Consider the following 14,448-nt stretch of genomic DNA (forward strand, 5'->3'; position numbering starts at 1 on the left):
AAGTTACTGCTGCTGCTGCATTGCGCCAAGGCTTCGGTCGACCAATCGCTTCACGGCGCCTACCAGGAACAATGAGCCCGTCGCCAACACGACGCCGTCCGGACGACCCACTGCATCGGCCCTCGCTCCCGCAAGGGCCTCCTCCAGGGAGGCGTGCGAGACGACCCGTGAACACAAAACCCGTGCTTCAGCGATGTATCGCTCCGGGGCAAGCGAGCGCGGCGTGTCCAGCGGCGTGAGGTGTACGGAGGCTGCCAGCGGAAACAGGGCCCGCATCATCGGCCCCCGGTCCTTGTCCGCCACCACCCCGAAGACGAGGTGCAGCGGCCTGCCCGCGTAGAGGGCGCGCAGGGCCTCCAGCAGCACCGCCACGCCCGCCGGGTTGTGTGCGCCATCCACCACCACCGTCGGGCCCCGCGCCAGCTCCTCCAGCCGCCCCGGCCAGCGCGCGGTGGCCAGGCCCTCGCGCGCGGCCTCCGGTGTCACCGCCACGCCCCGGGCCTGAAGGGCCTCCAGGCAGGCCAGGGCCACCGCCGCGTTCTGCCGTTGATACGGACCGCGCAGCGCGAGCGTGATGCCGTCGAGCGACCAGTCAGCGCCCCGATATGACAGCGTGTCATTGGACCCCGGGACGATGCCGAAGTCGCGGCCCTCCAGCCGCACGGGCACGCCCAGTTGCTCCGCGCGGCGCACGAGCGAGTCCAGGGCCTCCGGCTCCTGCTTCGAGAGCACCACCGGCACGCCCGCCTTGAAGATGCCGGCCTTCTCCCCAGCAATCTCCCGGAGCGTGTGGCCCAGGTACTCCATGTGGTCGAAGGACACGGGGGTGACGCACGTCACGACGGGGTTCGCGGCGGTGGTGGCGTCCAGCCGGCCGCCCAGCCCCGTCTCCAGCACGGCCACGTCCACGCGCTCGCGGGAGAAGTGCCAGAGCGCGACCACGGTGCCGAACTCGAAGTACGTCATCGGCTCCGTCAGCGCGGACGGATAGCGCTCCAGCACCTCCAGGATGCGCTGCCCGAAGACGTCGTCCGGGATGTCCTCGCCACAGACGCGGATCCGCTCGTTGACGCGCACCAGGTGGGGGGACGTGTAGAGCCCCACGCGGTGGCCGGCGGCCTCCAGCGCACGCGCCACGAAGGCGCAGGTGCTGCCCTTGCCGTTGGTGCCGGCGACGTGCAGCGCCGGGTAGTCGCGCTCGGGGTGGTCCAGCGAGGCGAGCGCGTCCCTCACCCGCTCCAGCCCCAGCTTGATGCCGGAGGGGTTGAGCGCCTGGAAGAAGCGCAGGGCTTCTTCCGGAGTCCGTGGGGCGTCCATGGGTGGGAGGCCCGCCGCCCTACCCCAGCATGCCCATCAGCTGGCCCAGCTTCCCGCGCAGCTCCTTGCGGTGGACGATGGCGTCGATCATCCCGTGGTCCAGCAGGAACTCCGAGCGCTGGAAGCCCTCCGGCAGCTTCTGGCGGATGGTCTGCTCGATGACGCGCGGGCCGGCGAAGCCGATGAGGGCCTTGGGCTCCGCGAGGATGATGTCGCCCAGCCAGGAGAAGGACGCGGCCACGCCGCCCGTCGTGGGGTTGAGCATCACGGAGATGTACGGCTTGCCGCTGGTGCGGAAGCGGGCAATCGCCGCGGACGTCTTCGCCATCTGCATCAGGGAGAAGATGCCCTCCTGCATGCGCGCGCCGCCGGAGGCGGAGAACACCACCGCGGGGCACTTGAGCTCGAAGGCGCGCTCGAACACGCGCGTGACCTTCTCACCCACCACGGAGCCCATGGAGCCGCCCATGAACTCGAAGACGAAGCAGCCCACGGAGACGGGGTGGCCCTCGATGCGGCCCACGCCGGAGATGAACGCGTCGTTCTCCTCCAGGTTCTTGCGCGTGGACTTCAGCCGGTCCTTGTACTTCTTGGAGTCGGTGAAGCCGAGCGGGTCCTGGGGCTCCAGCTCCTTGTCGAACTCCTCGAAGGAGTCCGGATCCAGCGTGGCCGCGAGGCGCGCGCGAGCCGTCCAGGCGTGATGGTGCTCGCAGTGCATGCACACCATCCAGTTCTTCTCGAGCTCCTGGCGGTAGATGATTTCGTCGCACTGCTCGCACTTGGCCCAGAGGCCCTGCATGCGGGAGGGCTGGGGCTCGGCGGCGGGCTCGGAGTCGACGGCGATGCGGGGCTTCTTGGAGAACCAGGCCATGAGGCCCGGGGGTTAATCCGGCGGCCGCGGGCCGTCAATACCCCCGTACGGCGCGCCGCGGCACGACCGCCCCTAGAACTGGAACGTCTCCCCCAGCTCCAGGACGTTCACGGGCAGCGGGGCCAGCTCCTTCTTGAGCTGGGTCACGAACGCGGGCTTCAGGTGGTAGAGCATCACCTGGGCGCCGTTGCGGTCGAACTTGCGCAGCTCCGAGCCCACGGTGGCGGGCGTCAGGTGGCCGGAGATGTCCGCCAGGGCCTGGAGGCTGTTGGGGAAGCTGGCCTCCAGCAGCAGCGCCTTCAGGTTCTTCGTGGCGTTGAGCGCCTTCCACAGCTTGTCCGTGGGGCCGGTGTCGCCGCTCATGGCGAGCGACGACTTGCCGTCGCTGATGATGAAGGCGCACGACTCCACGGGGTGGCTCACCGGCACGCTCTTCACGGTGTAGGGGCCCACCTGGAAGGTGCTGCCGGCGCGGAAGGTCTTGATGGCCAGGACGGGCTTGTGGCGCGTGGGGATGCGCGTGAAGTCCGGCCACAGCGAGTTGTTGAACATGTTCTCGCGCAGCGCCTTGGCGCACTCGCGGGAGGCATGGATGGTGACGGGCCTGTCGCGCCGGCCGATGACGAGGTCGGCGAGCAGCGGCAGGTCCTTCACGTGGTCGAAGTGGCTGTGGCCGACGAGCACGTCGTCCACCTTGCACAGCTGCTCCAGCGAGAGCGTCCCGGTGAGTGCGCCCGCGTCGAGCGCGAGCACGTCGTCCACGAGGAAGCAGGTGCTCCTGCACGTGGGAAGCTCGCCGCCGTGGCACCCGAGGACTTGCAGCTTCACGCTAGAGGTCTCCGAACTTCCACTTCATCTCGAGGTAGTTGAGGAAGTCATGCAGCCGGGCCGTGTCATACACGGTGAGCCTGTCACCGCTGCGCTCGATGAGGCCCGCGCGCTCCAGGCGCTCCAGCATGCTGCGCACGGCGGGCTCGCCCACGCCGATCTGCCGGGGCATCTCCCGCACGGCGAAGTCCACCTCCACGCCCTCCTCCAGCGGCCGGCCGCGCGTCTGGCAGGCCTGGAGGATCTGGTGCACGACGCGGCTGGCGGGGTCGCCGTGGAGCAGGTTCTCAATCTGGGCGTCCGCCTCGGAGAGGCGCTCGGCCAGCTTCTTGATCATCCGCACGGCGATCTCCGCGTTGCCGCGGATCATCGCCTCGAAGGTCTTGGGGTCGATGACGAGCAGCTTCGCGTCGTCATGCACCACGGCGGAGGCGTTCCGGGGCTTGTTGGAGATGATGGCCATCTCGCCGAAGAATTCGCCCGGGCCCAGCACCGCGAGCACCTTCTCCACGTCGCGCACGCGCTTGGAGATGGCGATCTTCCCGGACTGGATGACGAACATCTCCTTGCCGATCTCTCCCTCGCGGAAGAGCTCGGTGCCCTTGGGGAACTCCTTGCCAAAACGTTGAAAGAGGGTTTCCTCGGCGCCCATCTGGCCCGCGAGTCAATCAGCCCCCATCCCACCGGTCAAATATCCCAGACCGATATCGTGCGGGCGCCCGAGGGCTGCGTGCCGCCGCAAACCCGACAGGTGCTCGCCGAGGCCCGAGACAGGGGCCTCCGGGAGGGGTACAAGGCCGGCCCGTGGGAACGACCTACAAGCAGTCCGGAGTAGACATCGAGGCCGGCGACGCGTTCGTCGAGAAGATCAAGCCCCATGCCGCGCGCACCACGCGCCCCGAGGTGTTGGCCGGGGTGGGCGGGTTCGGCGGCCTGTTCGCACTGCCGCCCGGCAAGTACCAGGCGCCGGTGCTGGTGGCGGGCACCGACGGGGTGGGCACCAAGTTGAAGGTGGCCTTCCTGGCGGGTCGCCACGACACGGTGGGCGTCGACCTGGTCGCCATGTCGGTGAACGACATCCTCACCTGTGGCGCGGAGCCGCTGTTCTTCCTGGACTACTTCGCCACGGGGAAGCTGGAGGTGGACGCCGCGGCGGAGGTGGTCAAGGGCATCGCGCTGGGCTGCGAGCAGGCGGGGTGCGCGCTCCTGGGCGGGGAGACGGCGGAGATGCCGGGCTTCTACGCGCGGGGCGAGTACGACGTCGCGGGCTTCTGCGTGGGCGTGGTGGAGCGCTCGGCCATCATCGACGGCAAGACGGTGAAGCCGGGGGACGCGCTCATCGGCCTCACGTCGTCGGGCCTGCACAGCAACGGCTACTCGCTGGCGCGCAAGGTGCTGCTGGACGACGCGAAGCTGCCCCTGGACATGACGCCGCCGGGGCTGGACCGGCCGCTGGGGGACGCGCTCCTGGAGCCCACGCGCATCTACGTGAAGGACGCGCTCGCGCTGTGCCAGGCCGTGAAGGTGAAGGGCATGGCGCACATCACCGGCAGCGGCATCCCGGGCAACCTGCCCCGCTGCCTGCCGGACGGGACGCGCGCGGTGCTGACCGAGTCCTCGTGGAAGAAGCCGGCCATCTTCGACCTCATCGCGAAGACGGGCGGCGTCGCGCGCGACGAGATGTTCAGCACGTTCAACATGGGCCTGGGCCTCATCGTCGTGGTGGCGAAGGAGGACGTGGCGAAGGCGCTGGAGGTCCTGCGCGCCCGGGGTGTGGAGGCGTCCGAGGTGGGCCGGGTGGAAGCGGGCCAGGGCGAGGCCACGGCGGTCATCGACCCATGAGCGCGCGGCGGGCGCGGCTGGGGGTGCTCGTCAGCGGCGGCGGGAGCAACCTGCAGGCGCTGCTCGACGCGGCCGGGCAGGCGGACTACCCGGCCGAGGTGGCGTGCGTGCTGTCCAACGTGCCCACGGCGTTCGCGCTGGAGCGCGCCCGGAAGGCGGGCGTGCGCGCGGAGGTGGTGGACCACAAGGGCTTCGGGTCGAAGGCGGACTTCGAGGCGGCGGTGCTCGGCGTGCTGGCCGACGCGGGCGTGGAGTGGGTGTGTCTGGCGGGCTTCATGCGGCTGGTGAGCGCGGACTTCCTCAAGCGCTTCCCGGGACGCGTGCTGAACATCCACCCTTCCCTGCTGCCCGCGTTCCCGGGCCTGCATGCGCAGAAGCAGGCGCTGGAGCGCGGCGTGAAGGTGGCCGGCTGCACGGTGCACTACGTGGACGCGGGCACGGACACGGGCCCCATCATCGCGCAGGCCGCGGTGCCCGTGCTGTCGGAGGATGACGAGGCGAGCCTCAGCGCGCGCATCCTCGCGGAGGAGCACCGGCTGTATCCGCTGGCCGTGCGGCTGGCGGTGACGGGCGCGGTGACGCTGGACGGGACGCGCACCCGGGTGGATGCGCGGGTGACGGGAGACGCCGGCGCCCTGCGCAGCCCGGGTGCCCCGAAGTGACGAAGGTGGAGGGCCTGTCGGAGCACGCTCCGTCTTCCGGGAGCGATGCCGTGGCCCAGGAGGCTCGACGGGCGGCCCTGCGCGAAGCCCCCACGGTGCTGGTCAGCGCGTGCCTGCTGGGCGAGGCGTGCCGCTACGACGGACGCTCGCAGCGTTCAGAGCGCGTGCTCGCGGCGCTGGAGGGCAAGGCGGTCATCCCCATCTGTCCGGAGGCCGCAGCGGGCCTGGGCATTCCGCGGCCTCCCGTGGACCTCGCGGGTGGCACGGGCGTGGACGTGTGGGCTGGCCAGGCGCGGGCCCTCACGCGGGAGACGCGCGAGGACCGCACCGCCGCGTTCCAGGAGGGCGCCAGGCTGGCCCTGGACGCCGCGCGGCGGTTCGACGTCACGGTGGCGCTGCTGAAGGAGAAGAGTCCCTCGTGCGGCAGCCAGCGCGTCTACGAGACCGGCGTGCTGCGCCCCGGTGAAGGCATCACCACCGCGCTCCTGCGCGCGGACGGGCGCACCGTCGTGAGCGACGAGGACCTGTAGCCCCCTCGCGCGGGCCACTGCCGTCCCCGACTCGAAGGACACATCGGCCGCGAGCCGGGCAGTCGCGGCGCCATCACTGCGTTCGCGGATCAGCCCAGCGCGGGCAGCTCCAGCTCGTCTCCCGGCCGGGGCGCGAAGCAGGCCTCCACCTCCGCGTCCGTCACCTCCGCGAGCGTGGCCGGGCTCCAGCGCGGCTTCTGATCCTTGTCCACCAGGACCGCGCGGATCCCCTCCTTGAAGTCCGGCCGCGCGGTCAGCGCCTGGCTCAACCGGTACTCCATGCGCGCCGTCGCGTCGTAGTCCTGGCCGCGTCCGATGCGCAGCTGCCGCAGCGTCACCCGGAGGCTCGTGGGCGACATGCGCAGCAGCGTCGCGCGGGTCTCCTCCGCCCACGCCGTCCCCTCGCGCTCCAGCGCAACGAGGATGTCCTCCACGCGGCTCCCCTGGAAGCACCGCGCGATGACGTCCGCCCGCGCCGCGAGCCCCGAAGGGCCCGGCTCCTGATGGAAGCCCTGGAGCACGCGCGCCGCCACGTCGCGCCCCGGCCCGCTCCAGTCCGCGGCCACCAGCGCGTCCAGCACGTCCTCCAGCCGCGAGGACTCCACCCGGTGCGTCGCGTAGCCCAGCCACAGCGCATCCGCCGCGTCACACCGCGCGCCGGTGAGCCCCAGGTACGTCCCCGTCTCGCCGGGGAAGCGCGGCAGGAACCAGCCGCCGCCCACGTCCGGGAAGATGCCGATGGCCGTCTCCGGCATCGCGAGCAACAGCTTCTCCGTCACCGCCCGGAAGGCCCCGTGCACGGACAGCCCCAGCCCGCCGCCCATGCAGATGCCGTCCACCAGCGCGATGAACGGCTTCGGGAAGTGGTGGATCCGGTGGTTGAGCGCGTACTCCGCGAGGAAGAACTCGCGCGACAGCGGCGTGCCCGCATCCGGCCGTGCGACCGAAGCAGCCACCGCGCGCACGTCCCCTCCCGCGCAGAACGCCTTGCCTCCCGCACCGCGGATCACCACCGCCTTCACGGACGGATCCGCCGCCCATGCATCCAGCCGGGGATGCAGCGCCCGGCACATCTCCAGCGAGAGCGCGTTGAGCGCCTTCGGTCGGTTAAGGGTGACCAGGCCCACGGCGCCCCGCGTCTCCAGCAGCACGTCCTCGCTCATGCCGTGGGGGATATCAGCCCGGAAGGGGCTCGCACGTGAGATTCGGGGGTGACATGGCGGCCAGAATCGGTATTGGGAAGAACATGACTCCCGCAGCCGCCCCCCTGCTCGCCGCCGTCTTCGACATGGATGGCACGCTCGTCGACAACATGGACTTCCACAACCGCGCCTGGGTGTCGCTCGCCCGGAAGCTCGGGCTGGAAGGCCTGACGGCGGAACGCTTCCAGAGCGAGTTCGCGGGCAAGAAGAACGAGGAGATCCTCCCGCAGCTGCTGGGCCGCAACCTCTCCGTCGCGGAGCTGGACGCGCTCGCCGAGGAGAAGGAGTCCCACTACCGCGCCATCTATCGGCCCTACCTGACGCTGCACCGGGGCGCGGAGGGCTTCCTGCAACGGCTGCGCGACGCGCGCCTTCCCATGGCCGTGGCCACCGCCGCGCCGCAGGGCAACCGCGAGCTGGTGCTGGACGGGCTCTCCGTGCGGCCATTCTTCGCCAGCATCGTCGGCGCCGAACAGGTGACGCGCGGCAAGCCCGCGCCGGACATCTTCCTCGCGGCGGCCCGGGCGCTGAACGTTCCCCCGGAGTCGTGCCTGGCCTTCGAGGACGCCATCAACGGCGTGCTGTCCGCGCGCGCCGCTGGAATGATCACCGTGGGCATCACCACCACCACGACCGCGGAGGCGCTGAAGAAGGCGGGGGCCCACTACACTGCCCCGGACTTCGACACGCTGCCTCCGGAGCTGCTCGCGCGCCTGTTCAGCTCCAGGGTCTGAGGGGACCACCCGCCCCACCCCGGGTCCGGCCTCCCGGAAACCCGGGCGCCAAAAGGGCGCCAGACGCGGTGACGTTGTGTAGTGTTCGGCGGCCATGTCGACGTCCGCCGCCAAACTCAAGCTCCCCTCGGGCCCGTCCCGGCACGTGTACGACGTCATCGTGCTGGGCAGCCAGGTCGGAGGCGCGCTCGCCGCCGCGCTCCTGGCGAAGCGCAACCACCGCGTGTTGCTGGTGGAGCACGACGGCATGGGGCCCGGCTACGAGCACGACGGCTTCGTGCTGCCCTACGCCCCCTTCGTCGCGCCGCCCCTCAAGGCGATGCCCGCGGTGGAGGAGGCCCTCAACGAGCTGGGGCTGTCCACCGCCATCGGCCGCGCGCTGCGCCCCCACGCCCCGGAGCTCCAGCTCGTGCTGCCCAGGAACCGGGTGGACCTGCCCGGGGACGCCGCCCGCCGCCGCGCGGAGCTGACGCGCGAGTTCGGCGAGGCCGGCGAGGGCATCCAGGGCGCGCTCACCGGCAGCGCCGCGCAGCACGAGGCCACCGACGCCTTCTTCAAGGAAGGCCCCCAGCTGCCGCCCGACGGCTTCTTCGACGGCTGGAAGCTCAAGGGGCTGATCAAGGACCACCCGGCCCTGGAGGCCGCGCCGAGGCTGGCAGGCGAGGACCCCGCGCTGTCGCTGGTGCGCGGCCTGCTGCCCTTCCTGGTCCACCTGGAGAAGCCCTCCGCGCCCCTGGCGCAGACACGGGCCCTGTCCCAGGTGCTCACCGCGCCGTCCACCTACCCCGGCGGCATGGACGCCCTGCGCGACGTGCTCACCCGGCGGCTGACGGAGCTGGGCGGCGACGTGCTGGGCCGCGACAACCCGGCGGGCTTCATCGTGGAGGAGCTGGCGTTCGACGGCAGCAAGTTCTCCGGCGTGAAGCTGGTGCGCTCGGACACGCTCTACCGCGCGTCGTGCCTGGTGACGGCCACGGACTCCGGGGCGCTGCGCCGGCTGGTCACGGACAAGAAGCACAACCGCGGCCTGCTGGAGCACCTGGATCAATCCAACATCAAGTCGCTGCTCTTCAGCGTGAACTGGGTGGTGCCGGAGGCGGCGCTCCCGCGCGGCATGGGCGAGCTGGTGCTGGTGGACACCCAGGACGCGGAGCTGGGCCCGCTGCTCGTGCAGCAGCACCCTGCGCGCACCTCCGCGGGCACGGGGGGCAAGGACGTGGAGGGCGTGCGCGTGGTGTGCGCGGGCGCCTTCGTCCCGGCCACCGCGCGCGACGAGGGCGAGGAGCACCTCAAGGTGCTGGCCGAGCGCATCGACGCGCACCTGGACCGGCTGATGCCCTTCACGAAGCAGCACCGCGCGCTGCGCTCGGTCCCCTACCTGGACGCCGGGGGGGTGCGCGGCAGCCGGCTCATGCCCCACCCGCTCTACAGCTTCGAAACGGAAGCCTTCCTGGGCGTCACGGGGTTGAAGCAGCGCACGCCCGCGAAGAACGTGATCCTGGCCGGCCGCGAGGTGTTGCCCGGCCTGGGCCTGGAGGGCGAGCTGCTCGCGGGCATGCGCGCCGCGAGGCTGGTGCAGGACATGTTGAAGAAGAAGGATCCGCTCAAGGGATAGGCCCTCGGGTCGGATCCGGCTGGATTTCCGGCCTGTTTCTGGTAGGGTCCGCCGCTCTTTTATGGGCTGCTGTCGAACGCCCCAGTTTTCAAGGAGTTAGCAGTCATGGCGTGGAAGTGCGACCTCTGTGGGAAGCGTCCGCTGGTGGGTAACAACGTCAGCCACGCGAACAACAAGACCAAGAAGCGGACCCTGCCGAACCTGCAGAAGGTCCGGGCGAACGTGAGCGGCAGCATCGAGCGCGTGCTGGCCTGCACCCGCTGCATCAAGGCCGGCAAGGTGACCAAGGCCGCCTGAAGTCCGGGAGCCTTCCGGTGGGCATGACGCGCGCTCGAAAGTCCGCGCTTCCGCCCACCGAACGGCTCCACCCCCGTGCGGATGACCTGGACCTCCTCCCTGTCGAGGCGGTCGTCCGACGGTTGCATCAAGAAGACCTGATCGCGCTTCGCGCGGTCCGTGAGGCATTGCCGTCCATCGCGACGGCGGCCCGGGCCGTGGCGGAAGCGCTGCGCGCTGGCGGCCGGCTGCTCTACGTGGGCGCGGGCACCAGCGGACGGCTCGGCGTGCTCGACGCGAGCGAGTGTCCCCCCACCTTCGGTGTCCCGGCGACGCGGGTCCAGGCGGCCATCGCTGGCGGCCGGAAGGCCCTGACGCATGCCGTGGAGGGCGCCGAGGACGACGTCGGCGCGGGAGCCCGGGCGGTGCGGGCCTTCCGGGCGACGGCGCGGGACGTGGTGTGCGGCATCTCGGCCTCCGCCTCCACGCCGTATGTCCGGGGCGCGCTGGACGCGGCCCGCGAGCGGGGGGCGCGCACGGTGCTGGTGTGCTGCAACCCGCCCGGGCCGCTCATGCGCGCGGACACGGTGGTGCTGGCGCGCACGGGGCCGGAGGTGGTGGCGGGCTCCACGCGGCTGAAGGCGGGCACGGCGACGAAGCTCGTGCTCAACGCCCTCACCACGGCGGCGTTCGTGTCGCTGGGCCACGTGTACCGGGGGCGCATGGTGGACGTGCGTCCGACGAACGTGAAGCTGCGGGCCCGCGCGGCGCGCATGGTGGCGGAGCTGACGGACCTGCCTCCGGCGCGCGCGGAGGCCCTGCTCAAGGCCGCGGGGGACAACGTGAAGCTGGCGCTGGCCATGCACTTCACGGGGCTCCCGGCGGCCCAGGCGCGGCGCCGGTTGAAGGACGCGGGCCTGCGAGGGCTCGAGCGTCCGGCGAAGGCCCGGGCGGCTTCCGGCGGCAAGCCGCGTCCGCGCGTCCGGCCCTGACGCAACGCGGTCCGGGCTGGGGCCGAAGACTGCCGGAACCCGAACACGGAGCGCCGCGAAGGGCGTCATTCCCAGACACACGGGCTGCCCGCCGGGCCGGGGTCCGGCGAGCGTGGGTGCCGGGCTTTAGACTTGGAGCATGCGCCCCGCCACGCCACCCTCCCCCTCCCTGCCGCCCCGGCTGTGCGTGGGCGTGCTGTCCGGCACCAGCGTGGACGCGGCGGACGCAGCGCTGTGCCGCGTGGAGGGCACGGGCGCGGGCGTGGCGCTCCAGCTGCTCGCGCACGTCTCACACCCCTTCTCCCCGGACCTCGTCGCGCGGGTCCTGGGGCCGCAGGACGCCCGGAGCCTCTGCGCCCTCAACTTCGAGCTCGGGGAGCGCTTCGCGGAGGCCGTCCTCGCCGTCATCGCGCGCGCGGGCGTGAAGCCCGGGGACATCCACGTCGTCGGCTCCCATGGCCAGACGATGGCCCACCTGCCTTCGGACCTGTCCCCCATCGCCTCCACGCTCCAGATTGGCGAAGCGGACGTCATCGCCGAGCGCACCGGCCTGCCCGTCGTCAGCGACTTCCGCACCCGCGACATGGCGGTGGGGGGACAGGGCGCCCCGCTCGTGCCCTACCTGGACTGGGCCGTCTTCCGGAACCGCGAGCGGCCGGACGCCACGCGCGCGTTCCTCAACCTGGGCGGCATCGCCAACGTGAGCGTCGTGGGCGAGCACGTGGACGACACGCTCGCGTTCGACACCGGGCCCGCGAACATGGTGCTGGACGGCCTGGCGCGCCGGGTGACGCAGGGCCAGCTCGGGTGTGACCGGGACGGGAGCCTGTCCTCCCGGGGCCAGGTGATTCCGGGGCTCCTGGAGGAGCTGCTCGCGCATCCGTTCCTCGCGCGTCCCCCACCGCGCAGCGCGGGCCGCGAGGGCTTTGGCGAGGCGCTGGTGGACCGGCTCTGGGAGGCGGCCCCGGAGCGGCCCCACGACCTGATGGCCACCGCGCGCGCCTTCACCGTGGAGGCCACCGCGCGCGCCTTCGAGACCTGGGTGCACCCCCGCTTCCCCCGGCTGGAGGCGGTGTATGCCTCCGGGGGTGGGACACGGAACCCGGTGCTCATGGCGGACCTGCGGGCGCGGCTGGCCCCGGTGCCGCTGGAGCGGCTGGACGTGCTGGGCTTCCCCGAGGAGGCGAAGGAGGCGGCCCTCTTCGCCCTGCTCGCGGCCGAGCACCGGGCCGGGACGCCCGCGAATGTTCGCCCCGCAACTGGCGCAATGCGCCGAGTCGTTCTAGGTAAGCTGACACCGTGAGCAGCGTGAACCTGATGGCCCGCGAAGTGGCCGCGAAGATCGTCTTCTACGGCCCCGGCCTGTCGGGGAAGACGACGACCCTGCGAAAGGTCTACGAGACCGTTCGCCCGGCCCACCGCGGCGAGATGATGTCCATCGCCACCGAGGGCGACCGGACGCTCTTCTTCGACTTCCTGCCCGTGAAGGTGGAGCGCGTGGGCGACTGCTCCGTGCGCCTGGCCCTCTACACCGTGCCCGGACAGGTCTTCTACAACGCCACCCGCAAGCTGGTGCTCCAGGGCGCGGACGGCGTCGTGTTCGTGGCGGACTCGCAGGCGGAGGCCATGGACGCCAACCGCGAGTCCCTGGCCAACCTGGAGGAGAACCTCCTGGAGAACGGCATCCGGTTGGACCGCTTTCCGCTGGTGATGCAGTGGAACAAGCGGGACCTGGACAGCGTCCTCTCCGTGGAGGAGCTGCGCCGGGAGCTCAACCCGCGCGGCGTCCCCGACTTCGAGTCGGCCGCCACCAGTGGCCGCGGCGTGATGGACACGCTCAAGACCATCACCCGGCTGGTCATCAAGGACCTGCGCGCCAAGCGCATCGTGCCGCCGCCCCGCCCCGCGCCGCCCCCGCCCGGCAGCGCCCCCGCGGGCCTGGAGGCGCAGCTCGCGCAGCACCTGCACCACCGCCAGCCTCCGGCCGCGACGCCGCCCGCCTCCACGGGCTCCACCGCCGCCGCCATCTCCGCCACGCCCGTGCCCCGCACGCTGACGGCACCGGCCCCGCCCCGCGTGGAGCCCGCCGCCGTGCCCGTCGTCTCCGCGAACACGGGCAGCAAGGTGCTGGGGCCCACGAGCGCGCTGGCGCCCGGGGACCTCTTCGACCACGCCCGGGCCGCGGAGGCCGCCTTCATCGCCGGGGACTACACCACCTGCGTCACCGCCTGCACCGACGCCGTCCGGCGCGCCATGGCGTTCGCGGGTGAGGGCTCCCTGGCGCAGCAGGCCTTCCTGCTCCACGTGGACGGCTCGGACCTGCTGCGGCTGCAGGGCCTGTCCACGCTGCCGCAGCTGCGCGTGGACGACGCGGCCTTCGCGCTCTACGTCCTGATGCAGGTCTTCGTGCGGCTCAACGCCGTGGGACTTCCGACCGCCGGGTGACGGGACGGCCGGGGCACGGCTTCAAGCCGTGCCCACCGGCCCCACGTCAGCGCGGATACGCGAGCTCCAGCAGCCCCATGCGGTGCAGCTTCGCCAGCGTCTTGAGCGTCTCCAGCTCGCGCGCGGGGCTGGCCAGCACCAGCGTGGACACGTCCCACGTCCCGCTGATGAGCCCGGCGATCTGCCGCTCCTCCGGCTTGAGCATCACCATCGTCTGCGGGGATTGGATGAGCCGCGGCACCACCAGCGGCGGCAGGTCCGCGTAGAGCGCGGCCACGTGCTCGCGCTGCACCAGGCGCGCGAACTCGCGCACGCGCCGGTCCGCGGGGTCGCTGGCCAGCAGGGACGCGCACACGATGCCGGCCGCGTCGTACTGGCCCTCGCGCATCAGCACCGCGCCCTTCTCCAGCATCTCCGCCACCGGATCCGCTTCCACCTGCGGCGCGCCGTCCACCTCCACCAGCTTCGCGCGCAAGAGCTCGTGCACCCGGCGCGTCACCGACGAGCGCGACACGCCCATGGACAGCCGCAGCCGCCCCAGGTTCTGCGGCGTCGTCGTCAGCGCCAGGATGATCCGGTGCATCAGGGGCTGGCTGGGGCTGGGCGGAGAGAGCGCCTTCACGCTCAGCGCGTCGATGGGCAGCGCCTTGTCCACGTCCCCCTGCTCGTCCACCCAGCGCAGGGATTCGAAGAGCAGCTCGCGGATGCTCATGTCGGACGGCACCCAGTCCTCACCGGTGCGGTCCGCGTCCTCCGTCCAGTGGAACGTGCCCTGCCCCGCGATGGTCAGGTCCGTCATCGCCGCGAACAGCTCCTCGCGGCCCAAATCCCTCACCCATCTCGCCTGCACGCCGTGCGCGTCGAAGGCCGCGTCCACGTCCGGCGTGCGCGCCAGCTCGTCGAAGGCAGCCAGCACGCGCGTGCCCGTGGCCAGCTTCGGCAGCGACAGCAGGCGGGCCACCCGGCCGCGCAGCCCTTCGCTCGCGGTGGCGCCCACCTGGCCGGACAGGAGGAACAACTTGCGCTCGCCTGCTTCCCACGACAGCTGCAACGTCCCCGTCTTGCGGGAGCTGTCCAGCCATTGAAGGAACTCGGGGAGCGGGTAGCTGAAGAGGTCGCCGTGGATGGCCATGC

The 14,448-nt window shown here is 71.8% G+C and carries 15 protein-coding genes; 9 read left to right on the plus strand and 6 right to left on the minus strand.

The window, feature by feature from the left end; genetic code table 11:
- Positions 1-3: 3 nt before the first annotated feature.
- The 4 genes from AABA78_RS01615 to AABA78_RS01630 all read right to left on the minus strand — a co-directional run bounded on the left by AABA78_RS01615 (position 4) and on the right by AABA78_RS01630 (position 3,668).
- On the minus strand, positions 4-1,317 hold the full coding sequence (locus tag AABA78_RS01615; RefSeq protein ID WP_338261325.1) for a bifunctional folylpolyglutamate synthase/dihydrofolate synthase: 1,314 nt from the start codon (positions 1,315-1,317) through the stop codon (positions 4-6).
- A gap of 19 nt (positions 1,318-1,336) precedes the next feature.
- Positions 1,337-2,188, minus strand: coding sequence for an acetyl-CoA carboxylase, carboxyltransferase subunit beta (accD, locus tag AABA78_RS01620; RefSeq protein WP_120527170.1), 852 nt, complete (start codon positions 2,186-2,188; stop codon positions 1,337-1,339).
- Positions 2,189-2,260: 72 nt separating this feature from the next.
- A complete protein-coding gene (locus AABA78_RS01625) occupies positions 2,261-3,016 on the minus strand; it encodes an MBL fold metallo-hydrolase (RefSeq protein WP_120527169.1) in 756 nt (251 codons plus the stop codon).
- A 1-nt stretch (position 3,017) separates the two neighbouring features.
- Complete coding sequence (locus tag AABA78_RS01630; protein WP_120527168.1) at positions 3,018-3,668, minus strand: Crp/Fnr family transcriptional regulator; 651 nt, start codon at positions 3,666-3,668, stop codon at positions 3,018-3,020.
- Positions 3,669-3,820: 152 nt separating this feature from the next.
- On the opposite strand from AABA78_RS01630, the gene purM reads away from it, so the two are divergent.
- Genes purM through AABA78_RS01645 form a run of 3 tightly spaced genes read left to right on the plus strand, consistent with a single transcriptional unit; the run spans position 3,821 to position 6,050 of the window.
- A complete protein-coding gene (gene purM / locus AABA78_RS01635) occupies positions 3,821-4,858 on the plus strand; it encodes a phosphoribosylformylglycinamidine cyclo-ligase (RefSeq protein WP_338261326.1) in 1,038 nt (345 codons plus the stop codon).
- Positions 4,855-5,520: a phosphoribosylglycinamide formyltransferase gene (gene purN / locus AABA78_RS01640; RefSeq protein ID WP_338261327.1), complete on the plus strand. Its 666-nt coding sequence runs from the start codon at positions 4,855-4,857 to the stop codon at positions 5,518-5,520. Before purM ends, purN begins: the two co-directional genes overlap by 4 nt.
- Positions 5,517-6,050 (plus strand): 2-thiouracil desulfurase family protein, encoded by a 534-nt coding sequence (locus tag AABA78_RS01645; protein ID WP_338261328.1) that lies wholly within the window; start codon positions 5,517-5,519, stop codon positions 6,048-6,050. Before purN ends, AABA78_RS01645 begins: the two co-directional genes overlap by 4 nt.
- 89 nt (positions 6,051-6,139) lie before the next feature.
- Here AABA78_RS01645 and AABA78_RS01650 read toward each other — a convergent pair whose 3' ends face one another.
- On the minus strand, positions 6,140-7,213 hold the full coding sequence (locus AABA78_RS01650; protein WP_338261329.1) for an enoyl-CoA hydratase/isomerase family protein: 1,074 nt from the start codon (positions 7,211-7,213) through the stop codon (positions 6,140-6,142).
- Between the two features lie 83 nt (positions 7,214-7,296).
- Between AABA78_RS01650 and AABA78_RS01655 the strand changes: the two genes are divergently transcribed.
- The 6 genes from AABA78_RS01655 to AABA78_RS01680 all read left to right on the plus strand — a co-directional run bounded on the left by AABA78_RS01655 (position 7,297) and on the right by AABA78_RS01680 (position 13,314).
- Positions 7,297-7,986 (plus strand): HAD family hydrolase, encoded by a 690-nt coding sequence (locus tag AABA78_RS01655; protein ID WP_171417228.1) that lies wholly within the window; start codon positions 7,297-7,299, stop codon positions 7,984-7,986.
- A 94-nt stretch (positions 7,987-8,080) separates the two neighbouring features.
- Complete coding sequence (locus AABA78_RS01660; RefSeq protein WP_171417226.1) at positions 8,081-9,601, plus strand: NAD(P)-binding protein; 1,521 nt, start codon at positions 8,081-8,083, stop codon at positions 9,599-9,601.
- A 105-nt stretch (positions 9,602-9,706) separates the two neighbouring features.
- Positions 9,707-9,898 (plus strand): 50S ribosomal protein L28, encoded by a 192-nt coding sequence (gene rpmB / locus AABA78_RS01665; RefSeq protein ID WP_014398134.1) that lies wholly within the window; start codon positions 9,707-9,709, stop codon positions 9,896-9,898.
- A 23-nt stretch (positions 9,899-9,921) separates the two neighbouring features.
- Positions 9,922-10,869, plus strand: a complete 948-nt coding sequence (gene murQ, locus AABA78_RS01670) for an N-acetylmuramic acid 6-phosphate etherase (protein ID WP_338261330.1) — start codon at positions 9,922-9,924, stop codon at positions 10,867-10,869.
- Positions 10,870-11,008: 139 nt separating this feature from the next.
- The gene (locus AABA78_RS01675) at positions 11,009-12,172 is read left to right on the plus strand and encodes an anhydro-N-acetylmuramic acid kinase (RefSeq protein ID WP_338261331.1); all 1,164 of its coding nucleotides are present in this window, start codon (positions 11,009-11,011) and stop codon (positions 12,170-12,172) included.
- Positions 12,169-13,314 carry an ADP-ribosylation factor-like protein gene (locus tag AABA78_RS01680; RefSeq protein ID WP_338261332.1) on the plus strand — a complete coding sequence of 382 codons (1,146 nt, stop codon included), beginning with the start codon at positions 12,169-12,171 and terminating at the stop codon, positions 13,312-13,314. Before AABA78_RS01675 ends, AABA78_RS01680 begins: the two co-directional genes overlap by 4 nt.
- A gap of 46 nt (positions 13,315-13,360) precedes the next feature.
- Here AABA78_RS01680 and AABA78_RS01685 read toward each other — a convergent pair whose 3' ends face one another.
- Positions 13,361-14,446, minus strand: a complete 1,086-nt coding sequence (locus AABA78_RS01685) for a DUF4388 domain-containing protein (protein ID WP_171422021.1) — start codon at positions 14,444-14,446, stop codon at positions 13,361-13,363.
- Positions 14,447-14,448: the final 2 nt, after the last annotated feature.

The sequence above is a fragment of the Corallococcus caeni genome, from assembly GCF_036245865.1.
Lineage (GTDB): Bacteria > Myxococcota > Myxococcia > Myxococcales > Myxococcaceae > Corallococcus > Corallococcus caeni.

Coding starts and splice junctions, on each gene's coding strand:
- AABA78_RS01615 (WP_338261325.1), bottom strand. CDS start 1,317: ATGGACGCCCCACGGACTCCGGAAGAAGCCCTGCGCTTCTTCCAGGCG.
- accD (WP_120527170.1), bottom strand. CDS start 2,188: ATGGCCTGGTTCTCCAAGAAGCCCCGCATCGCCGTCGACTCCGAGCCC.
- AABA78_RS01630 (WP_120527168.1), bottom strand. CDS start 3,668: ATGGGCGCCGAGGAAACCCTCTTTCAACGTTTTGGCAAGGAGTTCCCC.
- purN (WP_338261327.1), top strand. CDS start 4,855: ATGAGCGCGCGGCGGGCGCGGCTGGGGGTGCTCGTCAGCGGCGGCGGG.
- AABA78_RS01650 (WP_338261329.1), bottom strand. CDS start 7,213: ATGAGCGAGGACGTGCTGCTGGAGACGCGGGGCGCCGTGGGCCTGGTC.
- AABA78_RS01655 (WP_171417228.1), top strand. CDS start 7,297: ATGACTCCCGCAGCCGCCCCCCTGCTCGCCGCCGTCTTCGACATGGAT.
- AABA78_RS01660 (WP_171417226.1), top strand. CDS start 8,081: ATGTCGACGTCCGCCGCCAAACTCAAGCTCCCCTCGGGCCCGTCCCGG.
- rpmB (WP_014398134.1), top strand. CDS start 9,707: ATGGCGTGGAAGTGCGACCTCTGTGGGAAGCGTCCGCTGGTGGGTAAC.
- murQ (WP_338261330.1), top strand. CDS start 9,922: ATGACGCGCGCTCGAAAGTCCGCGCTTCCGCCCACCGAACGGCTCCAC.
- AABA78_RS01675 (WP_338261331.1), top strand. CDS start 11,009: ATGCGCCCCGCCACGCCACCCTCCCCCTCCCTGCCGCCCCGGCTGTGC.
- AABA78_RS01685 (WP_171422021.1), bottom strand. CDS start 14,446: ATGGCCATCCACGGCGACCTCTTCAGCTACCCGCTCCCCGAGTTCCTT.